Genomic DNA, 18,853 nt, shown 5'->3' on the forward strand with positions numbered 1-18,853 from the left:
TCAGGGGCCGTTTCTCGGGAATACCGGTAAACCCGCAGTTCACGTCCACGGGGGCGAAAACGGTTCACCGTGGACGAGGCGAGAATTTGCCGGCTATCCGGGAAATTGCCGGAACCTCGCGAAAATCCATCACCACCGGTCTGCGGATGTGGTCGAAACGCGATCTGCTCGCGTAGAGTCCGGCCAGCCGAAACGGCACGGCGGGAAACGAATCTCATCAGTCGTGGCCGCAGCAGCGAATTCGGCGACATCCTTGAGGAGGAGGCCGTGCCCGGTTCGCGCACGGCCGGACTGGAGGAATCCGCATGACGACGGTGCAGCCGGAGCCTGACGCCCTCGACCAGGCGATCAGGGAGGGCGCGGAGGCGTTGTTCCGCGCCCAGCGCGCCGACGGCGTGTTCGACTACTGCGAGGACAACCTGACCTCCACGCTGGGCACGGTCGGCGCGCTGTCCGCGCTGCACTACGCCGATCCGCAGGGCAGCGCGGATCTGATCGAGGCCGGCGCCGGGTGGCTGCGGCGCACCCAGAACGCCGACGGAGGCTGGGCGATGGTTCCGGGCCTGGACAGCGAAGCCGGGCCGACGGCGGTGAGCTCGGCGGTGCTGCACCTGGTGGACCCGGAGGGCAGCGCCGCGGCCGTGCGCTCCGGTCAGCGGTGGATGGCGGACTTCGGTGGCCTGGACGCGATCCCGCACCCCGAGGTCGTCTCGTGGTGTCGCCAGTACTACGGCTTCGTCGGCTGGCTGTCGCAGGAGGAGATGCACCGGTTCCCGCTGGAAGTGGCGCTCGTTCCGAGCCTGTACCGCAAGCTGTTCGACCTGCGGATCCCGATGGCGTTCGCGCTCGGCCTGGCCCAGGCCAAGCACAAGCCGCTCAACCCCTTCCACCGCCTGCTGGCCAAGCTGGGAGAGGCCAACGCGGTCAAGGCGATCCGGCAGGTGCACGAGCACGAGGGCTCGACCGGGGCCTGGTGCGAGAACGCGTGGGTCACCGGACTGGTGTGCACCGGACTGGCCCGCGCGGAGCTCGCGCCGGACCTCGTCGACGCCGCGGTGAAGTGGTTCCGCACGACCATGGACCCCGACGGCTGGTGGCAGACCGGCCCGCTCGACGCGGCGTGGACCATGTACGCCGCGCGCGGGCTCGCCGAGGCCGGCTACGCCGACGACCCGAGGCTGGCGGCCTCCACCGAGCTGTTCGTGCGGTTGCAGCAGCACCGGCCGTTCCTCGCCTTCGGCTGCCCGCCCGGGTATTGGGGCTGGGCCGGGACCGCGGGCTGGCCGTCGACGCTGGAGACCAGCGAGATCCTGTCCGTGCTGTGCCGGATGCCCGGTGACGCGCAGGCGAAGTCGATCGGGCTCGGCGTGGACTGGCTGACCCGCTTGCAGGACTCGCGCGGCTCGTGGGGGCTGTGCGTGCGCAACACCAAGGTCGCCAACAGCGGGCCGTGCCCGATGACCACCGTGCAGGCCGTCGACGCGCTGCTGGACTCCGGGATCCCGGCCGACGACAGCAGGGTTCGGCGCGCCCTGCGCTGGCTGGCCGAGGCGCAGCTGCCGGACGGCTCGTTCGAATCCGTCTGGTACCGCCACCACACGATGGCCACCGCCGCCGTGCTCGAAACCTTCTCCAAGGCCGGTCGCGCCGACGAGGAACCGGCGCGGCGTGCGACGGCCTGGCTGGAGCAGGCCCGCAACGCCGACGGCTCGTGGGGCGACGGGCACGGCGCGCCCGCCACCGTCGAGGAGACCGGCTGGGCGATCTCGGGGCTGCTCGCCGCCGGAACCTCCCCGGAGTCGGTGCGCGACGGGCTGAACTGGCTGCTCGACCAGCGAGAACCCGGCGGCGGCTGGCCCTCGGAGAGCGTCAACGAGTACGTCCGCCACGTCAGCCGCTACAGCAACCCGGCGCTGGCGCAGGGCATGGCGCTGCGCGCGCTCGGCCGCTCCCGCGACGCCCTGCGCTGACCGCGGCACTTCACGGAATGGAGAACCCGATGACCGGTGCGACGCAGAAGGATTCCTTCACCGAGCACTACTGGCAGGACCCGCACGCGGCCTTCGCCGAAGCGCGCCGGACCTGCCCCGTCCAGGAGGTCGACTTCGAGGGCGGGCGCAGCTGGCTGGTCACCCGCTACGACGAGGTGAAGGCCGGGCTCACCGACGAACGCCTGGCCAAGGACTGGCGCTCCAGCCTGCCCGCCGAGGAGCGCGCCGCCGCCCCGCCCGGGCTGCCCGCCCCGATGTCGCACATGCTGACCTCGCTCGACCCGCCGGAGCACACCCGGTTGCGCAGCCTGGTCACCCAGGCGTTCACCGCCCGCGGCATCGCCGCGCTGCGCCCGCGCGTGGAATCCCTCGCTGAGGAACTGCTGGCGGAGCTGCCGCAGGACGAACCGGTCGACCTGGTGGCCCGCTTCGCGATCGTGCTGCCGATGGTGGTGATCAGCGAACTCCTCGGGGTCCCGGAGATCGACCGCGAGGAGTTCGCCCGACTGTCCACAGTGCTCATCGACGAGTGCCCGGACGAAGAGCTCGCCCGAGCCTCCGCCCAGATGGCCACCTACCTGGAAGGGCTGGTCGCCGCCAAGCGAGCAGCGCCCGACGACGCCCTGCTGTCCGCGCTGATCTCCGCCTCCGACGAGGGCGACCGGCTCTCCGACCTGGAGATCGTCGCGATGGCCATGCTGCTGCTGATGGCGGGCCACGAGACCACCGCGGTGTTCATCACCAACAGCGTCCGGGCGCTGGTCGACGACGACTCCGCCCGCGCCCGCCTCACCGACCCGGCGAAGGTGCCCTCGCTGGTCGAGGAGCTGCTGCGCTGGTTGTCGCCCGCGCTCAACGCCTCGCTGCGCTTCGCCACCGAGGACATGGAGATCGGCGGGGTGAAGATCGCCAGGGGTGAGTCGGTGACGCTGTCCACCGGTGCGGCCAACCGCGATCCGGACCGCTACCCGGACCCGGACACCCTGGACCCCGACCGCGACACCGGCGGCCACCTCGCCTTCGGCCACGGCATCCACCGATGCCTCGGCGCGGCCCTGGTGCGCCTCGAGGGCGAAGTCGCCCTGGAGGCCCTGTTCCGCCGCCACCCGAACCTGCGCGTCGTCGCCGACCCCGCCGAGCTCACCTACCGCCGCAGCGTCCACGTCCACGCCCCGCGCACCCTCCCGGTCGTCCTCACCCCGAAGGCGAGCTGATTCAGGCGACGACCACGTTGAGGCCCTGGGCGTGGAAGTGGGCTGAGGTCCCGGGGCTGACCGAGTCGTCGGTGACGAGGGTCCAGTGCGGGCTCAACGGGGTGTGCGCACGGAAGGGCCGCTGGCCGAGCTTGTCGGCGTGCACCAGGACGTAGACGTGGTCGGCTCGCTGCGCCATGAGTTCCTTGAGGCGGGTCTGCTCCAGATCCGCCTCGCAGATGCCGTGCTCGGCGGTGACGCCGTCGGCGCCCAGGAACGCGCGGTCGAACGTCCGGCGTTCCAGGGCGGCCTCGGTCAGCGGACCGACGAACCCCTGGCTGAGCTGCCGCAACACCCCGCCCAGGCATTCGACGTGCAGATCTGCGTGGGCGAGCTCGTGAAGCACGGTGATCGCCGTGGTGACGACCATTAGGTCGCTGCGGTGCGACAGCTCGCGGGCGAGGGCCGTGGTGGTGCTGCCGGAGTCGAGCAGAACGGTTTCGCCGGGCTGCACCTGATCGGCCGCCCAACGGGCGATGGCCTGCTTGGCTTCGGTCGCCTCGCCGTTGCGCTGCCGCAGTGACGCTTCGTGCGCCAGCGGCATCGCGCCGCCGTAGGTCCGGGCCAGCCTGCCTGCGGCCTGCAGCTGCGCGAGGTCTCGCCGGATCGTCGAAGCCGTCACTCCGAAGGTGCTCGACAGCTCGTCGACGCTGGTCAATCCGGAGGAGCCGGCCAAGCGCAGGATCGCGGCCCTGCGCTCCCGCGCACCGTAGGACATCGCGTCGTCCCCCGTTCAGCTCACGCGCACAGGTTCGCGGCCTGGCGGATGGCTTCGACCATGCTTTCGCTGCCTGCTTTGCCGGTACCCGCGATGTCGAAGGCCGTGCCGTGGTCGACCGAGGTTCGGATGACGGGCAGGCCGACGGTGATGTTCACGCCGGTCTCGATGCCGAGCACCTTCACCGGCCCATGGCCCTGGTCGTGGTACATCGCCACGATGAGGTCGTACTCGCCACGCGTGGCCAGGAAGAACGCGGTGTCGGCGGGCAGCGGGCCCTGGGCGTCGATGCCGTCGGCGCGCAGCTTCTCCAGCGCGGGGACGATCTTCTCGTCCTCCTCGCCGTAGCCGAACAGGCCGTTCTCGCCGGCATGCGGGTTGATGCCGCAGACGCCGATGCGCGGGGACTCGATGCCCGAGTCGCGCAGCGTTCGGTCACCGCGGCGCACGGTGCGCTCGACGATGCCGGGCTCGATCGCGGCGACGGCGTCGATCAGTCCGATGTGGGTGGTCACGTGGATGACCTTCATCGCCGGGGTCGCCAGCATCATCGACACCTCGTCGGTGCCGGTCAGGTGCGCGAGCAGCTCGGTGTGGCCCGGGAAGACGTGCCCGGCGGCGTGCAGCGCCTCCTTGTTCAGGGGTGCGGTGCAGATGGCCTGCGCCGCACCGCTCGTCGCCAGCTCGCTCGCCACCCGGATGTAGTGGTAGGCGGCGTCACCGGCGACCGGGGACACCGCGCCCCACGGGAGATCAGCGGGCAGCAGGCCGAGGTCGATGACGTTGATCCGGCCCGGGGTGAAGACCGCGTCGTCGACGGAGTCGACCGCGATGACCTCGGCGTCGACACCGAGAATGCGGGCGGCTTTCCGCAACCGGCCGGCGTCGCCGATCACGATGGGACGGCACCGACCGGCGGTGGCCTCGTCGAGGAGCGCCCCGACGGTGACCTCGGGCCCGATTCCGGCCCCGTCGCCCATCGTCACGGCGATCACGGGTGTGGTGGAGGCACTGTTCACTTCGGCAACCTTTCGATTCCAGCGGGACGGAGGTGTTCAACGATCCGGGCGAGGCTGTCGCTCTCGCCGAAGCTGCCGGGACGCGTCACCACGGACGTACCGGCGGGGGTGCGGCTGTGCACGGCACCGTGGTGGATCTGGCCGACCGGGACCAGCGTTGGCACGCCGAGCGCGTCGAGCACCAGCCGAGCGGTTTCACCGCCGGTGAGAACGACGTCGACCGGGCCGGGTTGGCGTTCGACGACACCCGCGGCAGTGGAAGCCAGCCCCCGCGCCAGGTTTCGCGACTGCCCGGGTGCGACCGGCTCGGATGGGTCGATGCGCAGGGCGGTCGGTCCGCGTTCGAGTGCGACGAGCGCGCGGGAGAGCGCGGACTCGCTGGTGCCCTGACCGACGAGGTCGGCGGTGCCGCAGGCCACGGTGCGCACTCCGCGCAGCTCGGCGACGCGCAACTGCTCGGCGGCCTCGGGCGAAGCCGTTCCGACCACGAGGAGCAACGGGTTTCCCGTTGGTGTGACCGGAGTTTTGTCGGCAGTTGCTGGCGCGGTGCGCCCCATGGCCGCGGCCAGGCCACCTGAGCCGGCCAGTCGAGCCCCATCCGGAGCTGCGGCCACCACGGCGTCGAGGTCGGCGTCCACCTCACTGTCGCAGATCGGAACTTCACCGGTGGCGATGCATTCGGCCAAGGCGGCGCGGAGCGATGCCGATCGGACCGTCCCCAGCGGGATGGTGCGGCAGGGGAGCGGCGCGAGGGCCTCGGCGATGCTGCGCGGCGGAGACGCGCCCTCGACCTGCCACGCGGCCGAGCGGTGCAGCGGGACGCCGTGCAGGTGCGCGACACCGCCCACCACGGACCGGTGCAGCGCGGGCAGCGCGGGTGCGACGACCAGCGGTCGATCCGCGGCAGCGCTCAGCACCGCGCCGACGTTGCCGCGAAGCTGCGAATCGATCTTGACGAAGACGCCGCGGTCCCCCGCGCCACGCAGGGCGGTGGAGGTGATCCGACCCGCCGTGGTGGCGGGGAGCGCGCGGATGTCGAGGTCCACCGCGACCACGGATTGCGCGTTGTGCGCAGTTGGGGCAGAGCCTTGCCGCGTGAGTTCGACCGTCGTGGACTGCCCGAGGGGTCGTAGGCACGCAGCTGTCTCCACGGCACCGGACAAGTCGTCGGCCAGCGCGAGAAGTCCGTTCTCCAGCAATTCCGGCTCCTCGTCGTAGTTCAGCGCGGTTCTTGCGGCTTGTCCGGGGTCGGTCTTGCGGCTTGGCGGCCACGCTAGCGGAATTGCGTGTTTCGCGCCATCGCTATTGCGCGAAACGCGCATCCCTGCGATGGTGATCCACGCAACGAGGCCGGGTGGCCACCGCATTCCCCCGAGGAGTCCCCGCATGAGTTTTTCGCATTTGGAGGTGCCTGGCGTCGAGGTGCCCATGTCGTCCCTCGTGCTCGGGACGATGACGTTCGGCGACACCGTCGATGCGGCCGGAGCGGCGAAGATGCTCGACACCGCGCTCGACGCGGGCATCACCGCGGTGGACACGGCCAACGGATACGCGGGCGGCGAGACCGAGCGCATCCTCGGTGAACTCCTACCCGCTCGGCGCGACCGCATCTCGCTGGCCACCAAGGCGGGCATGCCGCACCCGGACGCGGGCGACCACTCGCCGCTGTCGCCCGAGGGTCTGCGGGCCAGCGTCGACGGGAGTCTCTCGCGGCTCGGTGCGGAGCGAATCGACCTGTTCTACCTGCACCAGCCCGACCGCGCGGCCTCGCTCGCCGACACGCTCACCGCGGTCGCGAGCCTGGTCGACGAGGGGAAGATCGGTGCCCTCGGCGTCTCCAACTTCGCCGCCTGGCAGATCGCCGAGCTCAACCACGTCGCTGACGAGGTCGGCGCACCGCGCCCGGTCATCGCCCAGCAGCTGTACAACCTGCTGGCCCGTCGCGTCGAGGACGAGTACGTCGAGTTCGCCGACACGACAGGTCTGCTGACCGTGGTCTACAACCCGCTGGCCGGCGGACTGCTCACCGGCAGGCACAGCTTCGAGCGCGATCCGTCCTCGGGACGCTTCGCAGACTCGCGGCTCGCCGAGATGTACCGGAAGCGCTACTGGGACGAGCGGCTCTTCGGTGCGATCGAACGCCTCGACAGCGTCGCCGAGAACGCCGGGATCCCACTGGTGGAGCTCTCGCTTCGCTGGGTGCTCAGCAAATCGGCCACCTCGGCCGTGCTGCTCGGCGGCTCCAAGGTCGACCAGCTCGAATCCAACATCGCGGCGCTGGGCGCCGGACCGCTCCCGTCGGACGTGGTCGAGGCGTGCGACTCCGTCGGGGAGTTCCTGCGCGGTCCGATGCCCGCCTACAACCGCTGAGATCGTCGCAAACGAAAGGAAAATCCGTGTCCGCAGCGGAATTCGCGCACAAGCTGCGCGCCCGCGAGAGGGTCGTCGGCTACTGGGTGGTGCTCGACAACCCGATCGGCACCGAGCGCATCGCCCGGCTCGGCTACGACTACGTCGCCGTCGACGCCCAGCACGGCCTGCTCGGCTACTCCGGGCTGCTCAACGCCATGATGGCCATCGACGCCGGCAGTGGGTCCGTCGGCCTGACCCGGGTGGAAGCCAACGATCCCGCTGCCATCGGGCACGCCCTCGACGCGGGTTCGGGTGGAATCATCGTCCCGCTGGTCGACTCGGCCGAGGACGCCCGCGCGGCCGTGGCCGCCACGCGCTACCCGCCGCGCGGACGACGCTCCTACGGCCCGATGCGCTCGGGACTGCGGATCGGGCCGCGCCCGGCTGATGCCGACGAGAGCACCGTGCTGCTGGCGATGATCGAAACCCCGCAAGGCCTCGCCAACGTCCGCGAGATCTGCGCGACCGAGGGCATCGACGGCGTCTACGTGGGTCCATCGGACCTGTGCTTGGCCGTCGGCGGAGCGTTCCCGGGCGATCCGGCCGTGGCCGAGGAATTCGAGCAGGCGGTGGCGGACATCAAGGAGGCGGCAGCCGAAGCGGGAATCGCGGCCGGCATCCACACGCCCGATGGCGCGTCCGCTGCGCGCAGGCTGGAACAGGGCTACACGTTCGCCAGCATCGCCTGCGATTTGGTGCACCTGGAACGGGTGGCGGGCGAGCACTTGGAGGCGGCGAAGTCATGACCGACCTGATCGTCGACGGCGTGCTCCGCGAAGTCGAGCCGAGCCGGTTCGAGACCTACCTGAGCGCGGGCACCGCGCAATCGCACGCCGCCAACCTCATGCCGCTGGCCAGCGGCGAGCTCGGCTGCGCCTGGTTCGCCGGGACGCAGGAAGGGCTCTCCGACATCAACGTCTGGTTCGCCCGCCTCGATCGCGCGGGGCGCTGGAGCGAACCTGTCCAGGTTTCGGCCGACCCCGAACGCTCCGAGCAGAATCCGGTCCTCTTCCCCGCGCCCGGTGGCGATCTCTGGTTGCTGTACACCGCGCAGCACTCCGGGGACCAGGACACCGCCGAGGTGCGCCTCGTCGTCTCCGGTGACGAGGGACGCAGCTGGAGTTCGCCGCGCACCCTCATCCCCGCTTCGGACACCGGTGGTGTGTTCGTCCGGCAACCCGTTGTGGTGCTGGAATCCGGCCGCTGGCTGCTTCCGGTCTTCCACTGCGTGCGTCCGGAGACGGGCCGGTGGCGCGGAGACGAGGACACCAGCGCGGTGCTGGTCTCCGACGACCAGGGCGCCACTTGGTCGCACCACGAGGTCCCGGGCAGCACCGGGTGCGTGCACATGAACGTGGTGCCCCTGGCCGAGGGAGGTCTGCTCGCGCTGTTCCGACGCCGTCAGGCCGACGCCATCTTCGCCAGCCGGTCCACCGACGGCATCGCCTGGAGCGAGCCCGAACCGACCGAGCTGCCCAACAACAACTCATCGATCCAGATCACCGCACTACGCGATGGGCGGCTCGCGCTGGCCTACAACCACAGCAGCGCCGCGGACGCCACCGAGCGCCGCGCCTCCCTCTACGACGAGATCGACGGCGACGCGATCACCGACCCAGCCGCGGCGCAGGAACGACCGCCCGGAACCGCGTTCTGGGGCGCCCCGCGCGCCCCGCTGACCGTGGCCCTGTCCGCCGACGGCGGGCGCAGCTGGCCGGTTCGCCGCGACGTGGAGGTCGGCGACGGCTACTGCCTGACCAACAACTCCCGCGACGGCCTCAACCGAGAGCTGTCCTACCCCTCGATCACCCAGACCGACGACGGCGACCTGCACGTCGCCTTCACCCACTTCCGCCGGGCCATCAAGCACGTTCGCGTGTCGCCCTCCTGGTTCGGCGGCTGAAACTCGGCCTTTGCAACGGAGCAACCATGGCTAGTGAAGTCAACGCGAATACCGCGGCGGTGGAGCACCCCGGACCACCCGAGACCTGGTCCGGTTTCCTCAGGAGCATGGGGCCGGGCATCGTCGTGGTGATGTCCTGGCTGGGGACGGGCGATTTCATCAGCGCCTCGGTCTCCGGCTCCACCTTCGGCTACGCGCTGATCTGGACGCTGGTGGTCGCCACCTTCTCCCGGTACTTCATCGTCTCGGCGATGTCGAAGTACCAGCTGTGCAACTCGGTGGGCGACGAGACCATCCTGGACGGCTACGGCAGGGTGTGGAAGGGCTTCCCGATGTTCATCGGGGCCACCACCTGCGCGCTCGGGTTCGTCTACGTCTCCTTCCTGACTCTGGCCGCGGCGACCGCGCTCGACGCCCTGTTTCGGCCGATCCTGCCGCTGGGCAGCTGGGGCATCCCGCTGTGGGCCGTGTTCACCACCGCCGTGGCCTACGCGCTGGCGGCACGGCGCAAGGGGCACTTCCGCGGGCTCGAGATCGTCGCCCAGATCACCATGGCCGTGCTCGTGGTCTGCTTCCTGCTGGCGTTGATCGGCACCGGCCTGGACGTGCCGAAGCTGTTCGGCGGGTTGCTGTTCGAGATGCCACCCGGTGAAGCCGGGTACATCACGGCGGCGAGCACAGCGGTCGGTCTCATCGGTGCTGTCGGCGGCTCGGCGGCCAACCTGCTCTACCCGTACCTGATGCACGAGAAGGGCTGGCGCGGACCCGGATATCTCAAGTTGCAGCGGCTGGACCTGCGCTTCGGCAGCTTCGTGATGTTCGGCCTGGTGCTGGCGGTGTGGGTGGTCGCGGCCGAGACCCTGCACGGGACCGGCGAAAGCGTGTCCTCCGCGGACGGGCTCGCGAGCATGATGGAGAAGGCGATCGGACCGGCCGGGCCGCCGATCATGTGGCTGGCGATCTTCTTCACCGTGTTCAACAACATCGTCACCCAGCCGCGCGTGTTCGTGCGCATGTTCGTGGAGTCGTTGCACAAGTCCCGTCCCGATCGGTTGGAACGACTGCGCGCCCACCGCGACCTGGCCGGGGTGGCGGACAAGGAGGCGTTCTCCTACGACCCGTTGTTTTGGGCCATCCTCACGGTGATCATGACCGTGCCGATCGTGTTCTCGCTGCCCGGAATGCCCGGCATGGTGATCATCACCCTGCTCGGCAACTCGGTGAACGTGCTGACCGTGCCCATGATCATCGTCGGGCTCATCGTGATGACCACGAAGCGCTCCCTGATGACCGACGGTTACGCCAACAAGTGGTGGGAGACCACGATCCTCGCCCTCATCGGTGGGGTCGGGCTCTGGGCCACCTACGAGCTGTGCGCCAGCATCGCGGGCACCCTCGCCGGCTGATCCCACGTGCTTCGCAGTCCCGGGGGAACGGAGTCCGGGACTGCGAAGCACGGTTCACGTGCGCGCGTGCCCGAGCGCGCAGGAGCCCGCCGCTCGGCGGGAACATCGGATTCTCCGAAGTCCCGACGACCATCGTTAACGCCGTGCACTCACTCCTTCGCGGATCAATTGGCCTGGCGCGAAGCACTGAGCCGGTGACGTAGGGGGCCTGCGGGCTGGCGAGGAAGACGACGCCTGCGGCGTGAGCCGCCCGCGTCCAACCGGAGGGCGACCTGCCGGCCGGAGCCGATCCGGCCGCACGGGCACGGGCCCTCCTGACCGCGCAACAACGGCTCGTGAGCCGGACCGGGCTGGACGCGGCCGCGCTCACTGCCACGGCACGGTCGCTCGCGGCACAGCTCCTGCCGGACCACTCCGGCGACTGAACCGACAGGCACGAACCGACCGTGCGCCCGCCGGTGCGCGATCAGGTTGGCACAAGCCCGCCGATCCGGGCCCTCGAATCCGTCCCCGATCTCAGTGGAAATCCGACTCCGGAATTCCACTGAAATCGGGGAGCGCCTGCTCGCGGGGTGTCGGTTGCCGGAGTGATGCCGGGCACAGTCCGGACTCGTGCGGGAATCGGAATGTGGGATGCAGCGGTGCTGTGACCTGCTGGTTCGCGGTGTTCCGGGGTTTCGGGGCGGGTCGAGAAGAGGTGGTTATCGACCCATAGGTGTCGGTTCTTTGACTTCGGTTCGAGATCGGCATTAGCTGGCGGGAGTCGCGATTCCACAGTGGCGCAACGGTGCGCGAGGGATGAACAGGGGAACGGCCGCAGCATGAGTCGTAGGGAAGATCCGGTCGACGATCTGAAGGTGACCGCGCCGAAGACGTGGGCCACCGGGGCACCGGCGGTCGGCCACGCGTTGCAGTACTCGCTCAGCCAGACCTCGCCGCGCCGGACCGCGCTGACGCTGCTGAACCTCAACCAGGGCAAGGGAATCGACTGCCCCGGCTGCGCGTGGCCCGACCCGGACCCGAAGCACCGACCGATGAACGAGTACTGCGAGAACGGCGCCAAGCACGTCAACGACGAGGCGACCTCGCACCGCGTCACCCGCGAGTTCTTCCAGCAGTACTCGGTCTCCGAGCTCGACGAGAAGTCCGACTACTGGCTCAACCAGCAGGGGCGACTGACCGAGCCCATGGTCAAGCGCTCCGACTCGGACTTCTACGAGCCGATCAGCTGGGACGACGCCCTCGACCTGCTCGCCGCGGAACTGCGCTCGCTCGACTCGCCCAACGAGGCCCTGTTCTACACCTCGGGCCGGGTCAGCAACGAAGCCGCGTTCCTGCTCCAGCTGTTCGCCCGCGCCTACGGCACCAACAACCTGCCCGACTGCAGCAACATGTGCCACGAGTCCAGCGGCTCGGCGATGCAGGAGACCCTCGGCGTCGGCAAGGGCACCGTCAGCCTCGACGACCTGCACCGCTCCGACCTGATCTTCGTCATCGGCCAGAACCCGGGCACCAACCACCCGCGGATGCTCACCGCGCTGGAACGCGCCAAGCACAACGGCGGCGAGGTCGTCGCCGTCAACCCGCTGCCCGAGGCCGGACTGATGCGGTTCAAGAACCCGCAGAAGGTCCGCGGCGTGCTCGGCCGGGGCACCGCGATCGCCGACCAGTTCCTGCAGATCCGCCCCGGCGGTGACCTCGCGCTGTTCAAGGCGTTGAACCTGCTGCTGCTCGAGGCCGAGGACGCCGCCCCGGGCACCGTCCTGGACCACGAGTTCATCCGCGCTCACACCACGGGCTTCGAGGAGTTCGCCCGCCAGGCGCGCGAGCTGTCCTGGGACGAGGTGCACGCCGCGACCGGCCTCACCCGCGCCGAGATCGAGCAGGTGCGCGACCGCGTCCTGGCCAGCAACAGCGTCATCGCCTGCTGGGCGATGGGACTGACCCAGCAGAAGCACGGCGTCGCCACCATCCGCGAGATCATCAACTTCCTGATGCTGCGCGGCAACCTCGGCAAACCCGGCGCCGGTGCGTGCCCGGTGCGCGGGCACAGCAACGTCCAGGGCGACCGCACCATGGGGATCTGGGAACGCGTCCCGCAGTCCTTCCTGGACTCCCTCGAAGCGGAATTCGGCTTCACACCGCCGAAGGAGCACGGCTGGGACTCGGTGGACTCCATCCGGGCGATGCTCGACGGACGCGCGCGGTTCTTCCTCGGCGTGGCGGGCAACTTCGTCCGCGCCTCGCCGGACAGCGAGGTCACCGAGAAGGCGATGCGCCAGTGCCGGCTGACCGCGCACATCTCCACCAAGCTCAACCGCTCCCACACCGTGTGCGGCGAAACCGCCCTGATCCTGCCCACTCTGGGACGCAGCGACCGGGACGTGCAGGACGGTGTCGAGCAGTTCGTCACCGTCGAGGACTCGATGAGCATGGTGCACGCCTCCTTCGGCCGGCTCGAACCGGCGTCGGAGGCGCTGCTGAGCGAGGTCGCGATCCTGACCCGGCTGGCCCGCCGGACGCTGGGGGAGGGCCCGGCCATCCCGTGGGAGGAGTTCGAGGCGAACTACGACGCGATCCGCGACCGGATCTCGCGCGTCGTACCCGACTTCGAGGACTTCAACCGGCGCGTGGCCGACCCGGCGGGCTTCCCGCTGCCGAACCCGGTCAACCGCGGTGATTTCCGCACGCCGGGAGGCAAGGCGGTGTTCAGCTCCAACGAGTTCGAGTGGCTCTCGGCGCCCGACGGGTACCTGGTCCTGCAGTCGCTGCGCTCGCACGACCAGTGGAACACCATCCCGTACGCCAACGACGACCGCTACCGCGGCATCCACGACGCCCGCCGCGTCGTGATGGTCAACCCGGCGGACCTGGAGGAGCTCGGCATCGCCGATCGCTCCGTGGTGGACATCGTCAGCGTGTGGCACGACGGGGTCGAGCGGCGGGCCGCGAACTTCCGCGTGGTCGGTTACCCGGCGGCGCGGGGGTCGGCCGCCGCGTACTACCCGGAGACCAACGTGCTCGTCCCGCTCGACAGCGTCGCCGACGTCAGCAACACGCCGACGTCCAAGGGCGTCATCGTCCGCCTGGAACCCGTCGCCGAAGAAGGCTGACACCCGCGGAAGGGCCGCCCCGCACCGCGTGCGAGGCGGCCCTTCCGCGTGGGGTCACATCCTCGTGGAACCGTCCTTGATGGCCTCCCGGATCCGGAAGTAGGTGCCGCAGCGGCACACGTTGCGGATCTCCTCGATGTCGGCGTCGGTGATCTCCCGGCCCTTCGCCTGGGCCTGCTTGACCTTGGCCACCGCCGCCATGATCTGGCCCGGTTGGCAGTAGCCGCACTGCACGACGTCGTGATCGAGCCACGCCTCCTGCATCGGGTGCAGCTCCTCGCCGACGGTGTCCGGCAGGCCCTCGATCGTGGTGATCTCATCCGAGGCTTCGACGTCCTTGACCTGCACCGAGCAGGGGTTGAACGCCTTGCCGTTGATGTGGCTGGTGCACGCCTTGCAGACGTTGATCCCGCACCCGTACTTCGGACCCGTGAGGCCGAGCAGGTCGCGGATGACCCACAGCAGCCGCACGTCGTCCTCGACGTCCACCGTGATCTGCTTGCCGTTGAGCTTGAAGGTGTGCTCGGGCATTCTGCCTCCTCAGTAGGTGTGGTCCAGGCCGTTGGTCGGCGACGGCGGCAGCGGCGGGACGTGCGGGTAGGGCTCGAACGCGAGCGGGTCGTTGTGGTTGATCGGGAAGTACGTCGGTGTCGTGCCGGTGGCCGCGCGGTAGGCGCAGGCGGTGGCCGCGAACGCGGGAGCGACGCCCATCTCACCGCCACCGGAGGGCATCTCGCTCTCCTCGGCGGGCAGGATCACCGGCGTGAACTCGAACGGCAGGTTCCACTGCCGGCAGTAGAAGAAGTTGTCCCAGCTGGCCTCGGCGATGCGGCCCTCGTTGAGGTGGACGCTGGCGGTCAGCGCCTGCGCGAAACCGTCGATGAAACCGCCCTGCATCATGGCTTCGAGCCCGAGCGGGTTGACCACGATGTGCCCGGGGATCGTGACGAGCACGCCCCGCGTCACCCGCGGCCCCGTGACGCCGTCGCGGATCGGCCGGTTGACCGTCTCCGGGCGGCAGTCGATCTCCACGAAGCAGGCCATCGTGTTCTTGTACTCGTGGTGCAGCGCGATCCCGTGGCCGACGCCGTCCGGCGTGGGCTGCCCCCACCCGCCGACTTCCGCGGCCTTGTCCAGCACCTTCAGCAGGTTCTCGTTCTTGACGTACTTGCGCCGGAAGTCGTACGGGTTCATGCCCATCTTCTCGGCGAGCTCGTCGACGAACAGCTCCCGCGTGGTCGCCACGTCCGGCGAGTACACGTTGCGCGTGCTGCCGGTGTTGAAACCGCCGCGCTTCTGGTTGTTGGCCGGGCTCTGGTGCGTCTCGGTCAGCAGCGTCTTGGTGACGCCGAAGTTGTACAGCGACGGCGTGGTCAGCGTGAAGATGACCTCGGAGATCGAGTACCCGGCCAGCGGCAGACGGCTCGCGGTGGAGGTCAGCGCCTCGCCGAAGCCGTGGCTGAAGTCGGTGCGCACACCGGCGAGGTGCTGCTCCAGGCTGATCACGTCGTTGGTGAACGACGCCCGGATGGTGCCCACCGACATCGGGTGGACGCGGCCCTGCCTGCAGTCGTCGGCGCGGTGCCACATGAGCTTGACCGGCTTGCCGAGCTTCTTGGAGATCTCGGCGGCCTCGGACGCGGCGTCGTGGAACAGGCAGCGGCCGAACGAACCGCCACCGGGCACCACGTGCACCGTCACCTGGGGCTGGGCGAGCCCGAGCTCCTGGGCGATGGCCGCCTGCGCGACGATCGGGACCTTGACCGTCGACCAGATCTCGGCCCGGTCGGGCCGGACGTCGGCGATCGCGGAGTTGACGCCCAGCGCGCTGCCGTTGACGAAGCCGAAGGTGTACTGGCGCTCCAAGGTCTGGGTCGCCGGCGTCGGTGGGATCACCGGGGGCGGTGTCGCGGCCTTGAGCTTCTGCTCGACCGTCGCGTCGGACTCGTCGTCGACCGGTCCCGGCCCCCACGACACGTCCAGCGCGTTGACCGCGTCGATGCACTGCCCGAAGGTCTCACCGCGCACCGCGACACCGCTGCTGATCTGCACGACGTCGGTGACGCCCGGCATCGTGCGCACCTGGTCGATGTTGTTCACCGCGCGCACGGTGCCGTTGATCGTCGGCGGCCGGCAGACCATCGTCGGCTTCGCGCCGGGGACCTGCAGGTCGGTGGTGAACTTCTTGCGCCCGGTCACCGCTTCCAGCGCGTCGATGCGCCTGGTCGGCTTGCCGACGACCTTGAACTCCGACTCGGGCTTGAGGTCCACCTCGATCTGGGTGGTCGTGTCGCTGGCCGCCTTGTGCACGAGGTCGCCGTAGGGGATGGCGTTGCCCGCCGCCGACGTGATCGTGCCCAGCTTGGCGGTCAGCAGGTCCGCCTGCTCGCCGAGGACGTGGCCGGCGGCCTCCAGCAGCCGGCCCTTGGCGATCGCGGCCGCCGTGCGCACCGGCCAGTACAGCGCGCTGATCGAGGCCGAACCGCCGGTGAGCTGGTTGAACACCAGCTCGGGCCGGGCGTCGGCCAGGGTGATGTGCACCTTCTCCAGGGGTAACTCGAGCTCCTCGGCGATGAGCATCGCGATCGCCGTGCTCAGGCCCTGACCGACCTCGGTGCGGTTGAGCGCGAAGGTGGCGGAGCCGTCCTCGTTGAGCTGGATGGAGATCAGGTTCGCGGTGGGGCGTGCGGCGTAGACCAGTCCGTCGGTGAGGTCGACGTGGTCGGCGACCTGCGGCGTCGGGGGCACGCCCGCCCCGGTCGCGGCGGCTGCCGCGGGGGGGCCGAGCAGGGAACCGCCGCCGAGCTCGGCGGCGGCAACCAGCGTCGGTGCCGCCAGCAGGTATCCCAGGAAGCGGCGCCTGCTGGGGCTGGTGGCGCCGGGTGCGGTGGTGTCCGTGCGACTGGAGCGCATGGGGCTCAACCTTTCGACGGGCTTGTCAGTTCGGAAGCGTCGCGAGGTTCGGGAAACTCGGTGTCGCGGTGGTATTTCCGTCTGGTGCGTACTCGTCGGTGCGAGTCGGTTGGCGAGTCATGTTGCAGGACCGGATTCCGCTTCCAATACCCCCGTGATGGGGTGATCGAGAGGTCACGGACAGTGCCGAACGGGCGAAAGCGGATCATCGGAGGTCAGGGGTGCGGGACTGTGGCCGGCGTCATGGGTTCGTTACGCGAAGTGCTCGATCAACCACCCGTATGGATGCCCCCGTAAGGGGGTATGCGGCAAATGCTGCGCCCGGGCGGAATCGTTTCAGCGACCAAATGGCGGGTATAGTCGTGCAACTCAGTGCCACTACGGGGTGGTGGGTGTCCTCGGCGTGAAACCGGAACGCGTCGATCATCCAATGGAGGACGGACACTATGGCCGGCAGCGGAGACGACAACGGCGCCGTGACTCGGAGACCTGATGACCGGACGAGCGGCGAAGCTCGTCTGCGGCCGGACGATCGCGACGCGCTGCGCGCCGAACTGCGCTCGGTGTCGTCCGAATCGGACTTCCCGGTCGCCTTCGGCGGTGAGGTCACCAGCTCCAGCGTCCGGCTCACCGAGTGCTTCGGCACCTTGACCACGCGCCTGCGCGACCTGGAGGTGCACGAGGGCAGGGGAGTCGGCGGTCAGGCTCTGGCGTTCGGCAGGCCGATCGGTGTCGCCGACTACGGAGCCGCCCGGCACATCACCCACGACTACGACGGTCCGGTCATGGCCGAACGGCTGTCGGCGGTGCTCGCGGTTCCCGTGCGGGTGCGCGGGAAGTGCCGTGCCGTGCTCTACGGAGCGATCCGCCAGCGGGTCGCTGTCGGGGACCGGGCGCGGGACTCGCTGATCGCGGCCGGGCGGCGCCTGGCCGCTGAACTGGCGGTCCGCGACGAGGTCGACCGGCGGATGTCGATGGCCGAGGCGGTCGCGGCCACCCGGCGCCCCGACGTCGCCGACGTGGCCAACCTGGAAGAGCTGCGATCGGTGCACTCCGAGCTGTGCGCGATCGCCGGGTCCATGGAGGACGCGGACCTGCGGACCCGGATGTACGAGGTCGCGCAGCGCCTCACCGACCTGCGGTCGGGCGAGACCGAGCCGACCACGCAGATCCGGTTGTCCCGGCGGGAGATCGACGTCCTCTCGCAGGTGGCGCTCGGCTGCACCAACGTCGAGGTGGCGGAACGGCTTTCGCTCGCGCCCGAGACGGTGAAGGCGTACTTGCGCGCGGCGATGCGCAGGCTGGGAGCGCGCACCCGGCACGAGGCCGTCGTGCGCGCGCGATCCGCCTGGCTGCTGCCGTGACACCCGGGCCTACCCCAATTCGGGTGTAACGCGGGCACGTTCCCGGTCCCTACTGTGTGCGGTCACGAACACACGCCACCTGCCGGGAGGAAAACGTGCCTGCGGTCGAGCTGTCCTACGCGTCCGGGGTTTCGGACGTGCCGTTGCTGGGCGACACCATCGGGGAGAACCTCGAACGCACGGCCGTCCGCTTCCCCGACCAGGACGCGCTCGTGGAGGTGTCCACGGGGCGTCGCTGGACCTATCAGGAGTTCCTGGCGGAGGTCGACGTCGTCGCGGCCGGTCTGCTCGAAGCGGGCGTCGTCAAGGGCGACCGGGTCGGGATCTGGGGCCCCAACCGCGCCGAGTGGACGCTGACCCAGTACGCGACGGCGCGGATCGGCGCGATCCTGGTCAACATCAACCCGGCCTACCGGTCGCACGAGCTGGAGTTCGTGCTCAACCAGGCCGGTGTCCGGGTGCTGGTGTCGGCGAAGTCGTTCAAGAGCTCGGACTACGTGGCCATCGTGGAGGAGGTCCGCGGCAGGTGCGCGGCCTTGGACGAGGTCGTGTTCTTCGACGACCCGAGCTGGCAGCGGTTGCTGGATGCGGGGCGCGCCGCCGACCGCGAGCGCGTCCGGTCGGTGCAGTCGACGCTGTCGGCGGATGATGCGATCAACATCCAGTACACGTCGGGGACGACGGGTTTTCCGAAGGGTGCGACGTTGTCGCATCACAACATCCTGAACAACGGTTTTTTCGTGGGGGAGTTGTGCGGGTAT

At 69.8% G+C, this 18,853-nt stretch carries 14 protein-coding genes; 9 read left to right on the top strand and 5 right to left on the bottom strand.

All coding sequences use genetic code 11. From position 1 onward, the window contains the following. Positions 1 to 305 precede the first annotated feature (305 nt). Positions 306 to 1,970 (top strand): prenyltransferase/squalene oxidase repeat-containing protein, encoded by a 1,665-nt coding sequence (locus E1202_RS26750; RefSeq protein ID WP_132686014.1) that lies wholly within the window; start codon positions 306 to 308, stop codon positions 1,968 to 1,970. Positions 1,971 to 1,999: 29 nt separating this feature from the next. Continuing rightward, complete coding sequence (locus E1202_RS26755) at positions 2,000 to 3,205, top strand: cytochrome P450 family protein (protein ID WP_132686016.1); 1,206 nt, start codon at positions 2,000 to 2,002, stop codon at positions 3,203 to 3,205. 1 nt (position 3,206) lies between these two features. On the opposite strand, the gene E1202_RS26760 is transcribed toward E1202_RS26755, so the two are convergent. Genes E1202_RS26760 through E1202_RS26770 form a run of 3 tightly spaced genes read right to left on the bottom strand, consistent with a single transcriptional unit; the run spans position 3,207 to position 6,411 of the window. Next, positions 3,207 to 3,962: a DeoR/GlpR family DNA-binding transcription regulator gene (locus E1202_RS26760; protein WP_132686017.1), complete on the bottom strand. Its 756-nt coding sequence runs from the start codon at positions 3,960 to 3,962 to the stop codon at positions 3,207 to 3,209. Positions 3,963 to 3,982: 20 nt separating this feature from the next. Further along, entirely contained in the window at positions 3,983 to 4,981 is a 999-nt protein-coding gene (pdxA, locus tag E1202_RS26765; RefSeq protein WP_235879041.1) for a 4-hydroxythreonine-4-phosphate dehydrogenase PdxA, read from the bottom strand. Beyond that, complete coding sequence (locus E1202_RS26770; RefSeq protein WP_328591019.1) at positions 4,978 to 6,411, bottom strand: four-carbon acid sugar kinase family protein; 1,434 nt, start codon at positions 6,409 to 6,411, stop codon at positions 4,978 to 4,980. The genes pdxA and E1202_RS26770 overlap by 4 nt, the downstream gene beginning before the upstream one ends. On the opposite strand from E1202_RS26770, the gene E1202_RS26775 reads away from it, so the two are divergent. From E1202_RS26775 to E1202_RS26800, 5 genes are all read left to right on the top strand, one after another. Further along, the gene (locus E1202_RS26775) at positions 6,368 to 7,351 is read left to right on the top strand and encodes an aldo/keto reductase (protein WP_132686021.1); all 984 of its coding nucleotides are present in this window, start codon (positions 6,368 to 6,370) and stop codon (positions 7,349 to 7,351) included. The two genes, E1202_RS26770 and E1202_RS26775, sit on opposite strands and share 44 nt — an antisense overlap. A 26-nt stretch (positions 7,352 to 7,377) precedes the next feature. Further along, a complete protein-coding gene (locus E1202_RS26780) occupies positions 7,378 to 8,139 on the top strand; it encodes an HpcH/HpaI aldolase family protein (RefSeq protein ID WP_132686023.1) in 762 nt (253 codons plus the stop codon). Further along, on the top strand, positions 8,136 to 9,296 hold the full coding sequence (locus E1202_RS26785; RefSeq protein ID WP_132686024.1) for a sialidase family protein: 1,161 nt from the start codon (positions 8,136 to 8,138) through the stop codon (positions 9,294 to 9,296). The genes E1202_RS26780 and E1202_RS26785 overlap by 4 nt, the downstream gene beginning before the upstream one ends. A 26-nt stretch (positions 9,297 to 9,322) precedes the next feature. Continuing rightward, positions 9,323 to 10,702 (top strand): Nramp family divalent metal transporter, encoded by a 1,380-nt coding sequence (locus tag E1202_RS26790; protein ID WP_132686026.1) that lies wholly within the window; start codon positions 9,323 to 9,325, stop codon positions 10,700 to 10,702. 821 nt (positions 10,703 to 11,523) lie between these two features. Beyond that, positions 11,524 to 13,815: an FdhF/YdeP family oxidoreductase gene (locus E1202_RS26800; protein ID WP_132686028.1), complete on the top strand. Its 2,292-nt coding sequence runs from the start codon at positions 11,524 to 11,526 to the stop codon at positions 13,813 to 13,815. 54 nt (positions 13,816 to 13,869) lie between these two features. Here E1202_RS26800 and E1202_RS26805 read toward each other — a convergent pair whose 3' ends face one another. Together E1202_RS26805 and E1202_RS26810 are read right to left on the bottom strand one after the other, a co-directional pair. Further along, positions 13,870 to 14,346, bottom strand: coding sequence for a (2Fe-2S)-binding protein (locus E1202_RS26805; protein ID WP_132686030.1), 477 nt, complete (start codon positions 14,344 to 14,346; stop codon positions 13,870 to 13,872). A gap of 9 nt (positions 14,347 to 14,355) precedes the next feature. Beyond that, a complete protein-coding gene (locus E1202_RS26810; RefSeq protein ID WP_132686032.1) occupies positions 14,356 to 16,728 on the bottom strand; it encodes a molybdopterin cofactor-binding domain-containing protein in 2,373 nt (790 codons plus the stop codon). A 446-nt stretch (positions 16,729 to 17,174) separates the two neighbouring features. On the opposite strand from E1202_RS26810, the gene E1202_RS26815 reads away from it, so the two are divergent. Further along, positions 17,175 to 18,092 (top strand): response regulator transcription factor, encoded by a 918-nt coding sequence (locus E1202_RS26815; RefSeq protein ID WP_132686033.1) that lies wholly within the window; start codon positions 17,175 to 17,177, stop codon positions 18,090 to 18,092. A gap of 95 nt (positions 18,093 to 18,187) precedes the next feature. Further along, the coding region (locus E1202_RS26820) for an AMP-binding protein (RefSeq protein WP_165944002.1) at positions 18,188 to 18,853 on the top strand (666 nt) is incomplete at its 3' end.

The sequence above is a fragment of the Saccharopolyspora karakumensis genome, assembly GCF_004349225.1.
GTDB classification, from domain to species: domain Bacteria; phylum Actinomycetota; class Actinomycetes; order Mycobacteriales; family Pseudonocardiaceae; genus Saccharopolyspora; species Saccharopolyspora endophytica.

Bases quoted from the DNA above. Each gene is read 5' to 3' on its own strand.
- E1202_RS26815 (WP_132686033.1), top strand. From the start codon at position 17,175: ATGGCCGGCAGCGGAGACGACAACGGCGCCGTGACTCGGAGACCTGAT.
- E1202_RS26770 (WP_328591019.1), bottom strand. From the start codon at position 6,411: ATGGGCACCTCGACGCCAGGCACCTCCAAATGCGAAAAACTCATGCGG.
- E1202_RS26785 (WP_132686024.1), top strand. From the start codon at position 8,136: ATGACCGACCTGATCGTCGACGGCGTGCTCCGCGAAGTCGAGCCGAGC.
- E1202_RS26760 (WP_132686017.1), bottom strand. From the start codon at position 3,962: ATGTCCTACGGTGCGCGGGAGCGCAGGGCCGCGATCCTGCGCTTGGCC.
- E1202_RS26805 (WP_132686030.1), bottom strand. From the start codon at position 14,346: ATGCCCGAGCACACCTTCAAGCTCAACGGCAAGCAGATCACGGTGGAC.
- E1202_RS26775 (WP_132686021.1), top strand. From the start codon at position 6,368: ATGAGTTTTTCGCATTTGGAGGTGCCTGGCGTCGAGGTGCCCATGTCG.
- E1202_RS26755 (WP_132686016.1), top strand. From the start codon at position 2,000: ATGACCGGTGCGACGCAGAAGGATTCCTTCACCGAGCACTACTGGCAG.
- E1202_RS26750 (WP_132686014.1), top strand. From the start codon at position 306: ATGACGACGGTGCAGCCGGAGCCTGACGCCCTCGACCAGGCGATCAGG.
- E1202_RS26810 (WP_132686032.1), bottom strand. From the start codon at position 16,728: ATGCGCTCCAGTCGCACGGACACCACCGCACCCGGCGCCACCAGCCCC.
- E1202_RS26790 (WP_132686026.1), top strand. From the start codon at position 9,323: ATGGCTAGTGAAGTCAACGCGAATACCGCGGCGGTGGAGCACCCCGGA.
- E1202_RS26800 (WP_132686028.1), top strand. From the start codon at position 11,524: ATGAGTCGTAGGGAAGATCCGGTCGACGATCTGAAGGTGACCGCGCCG.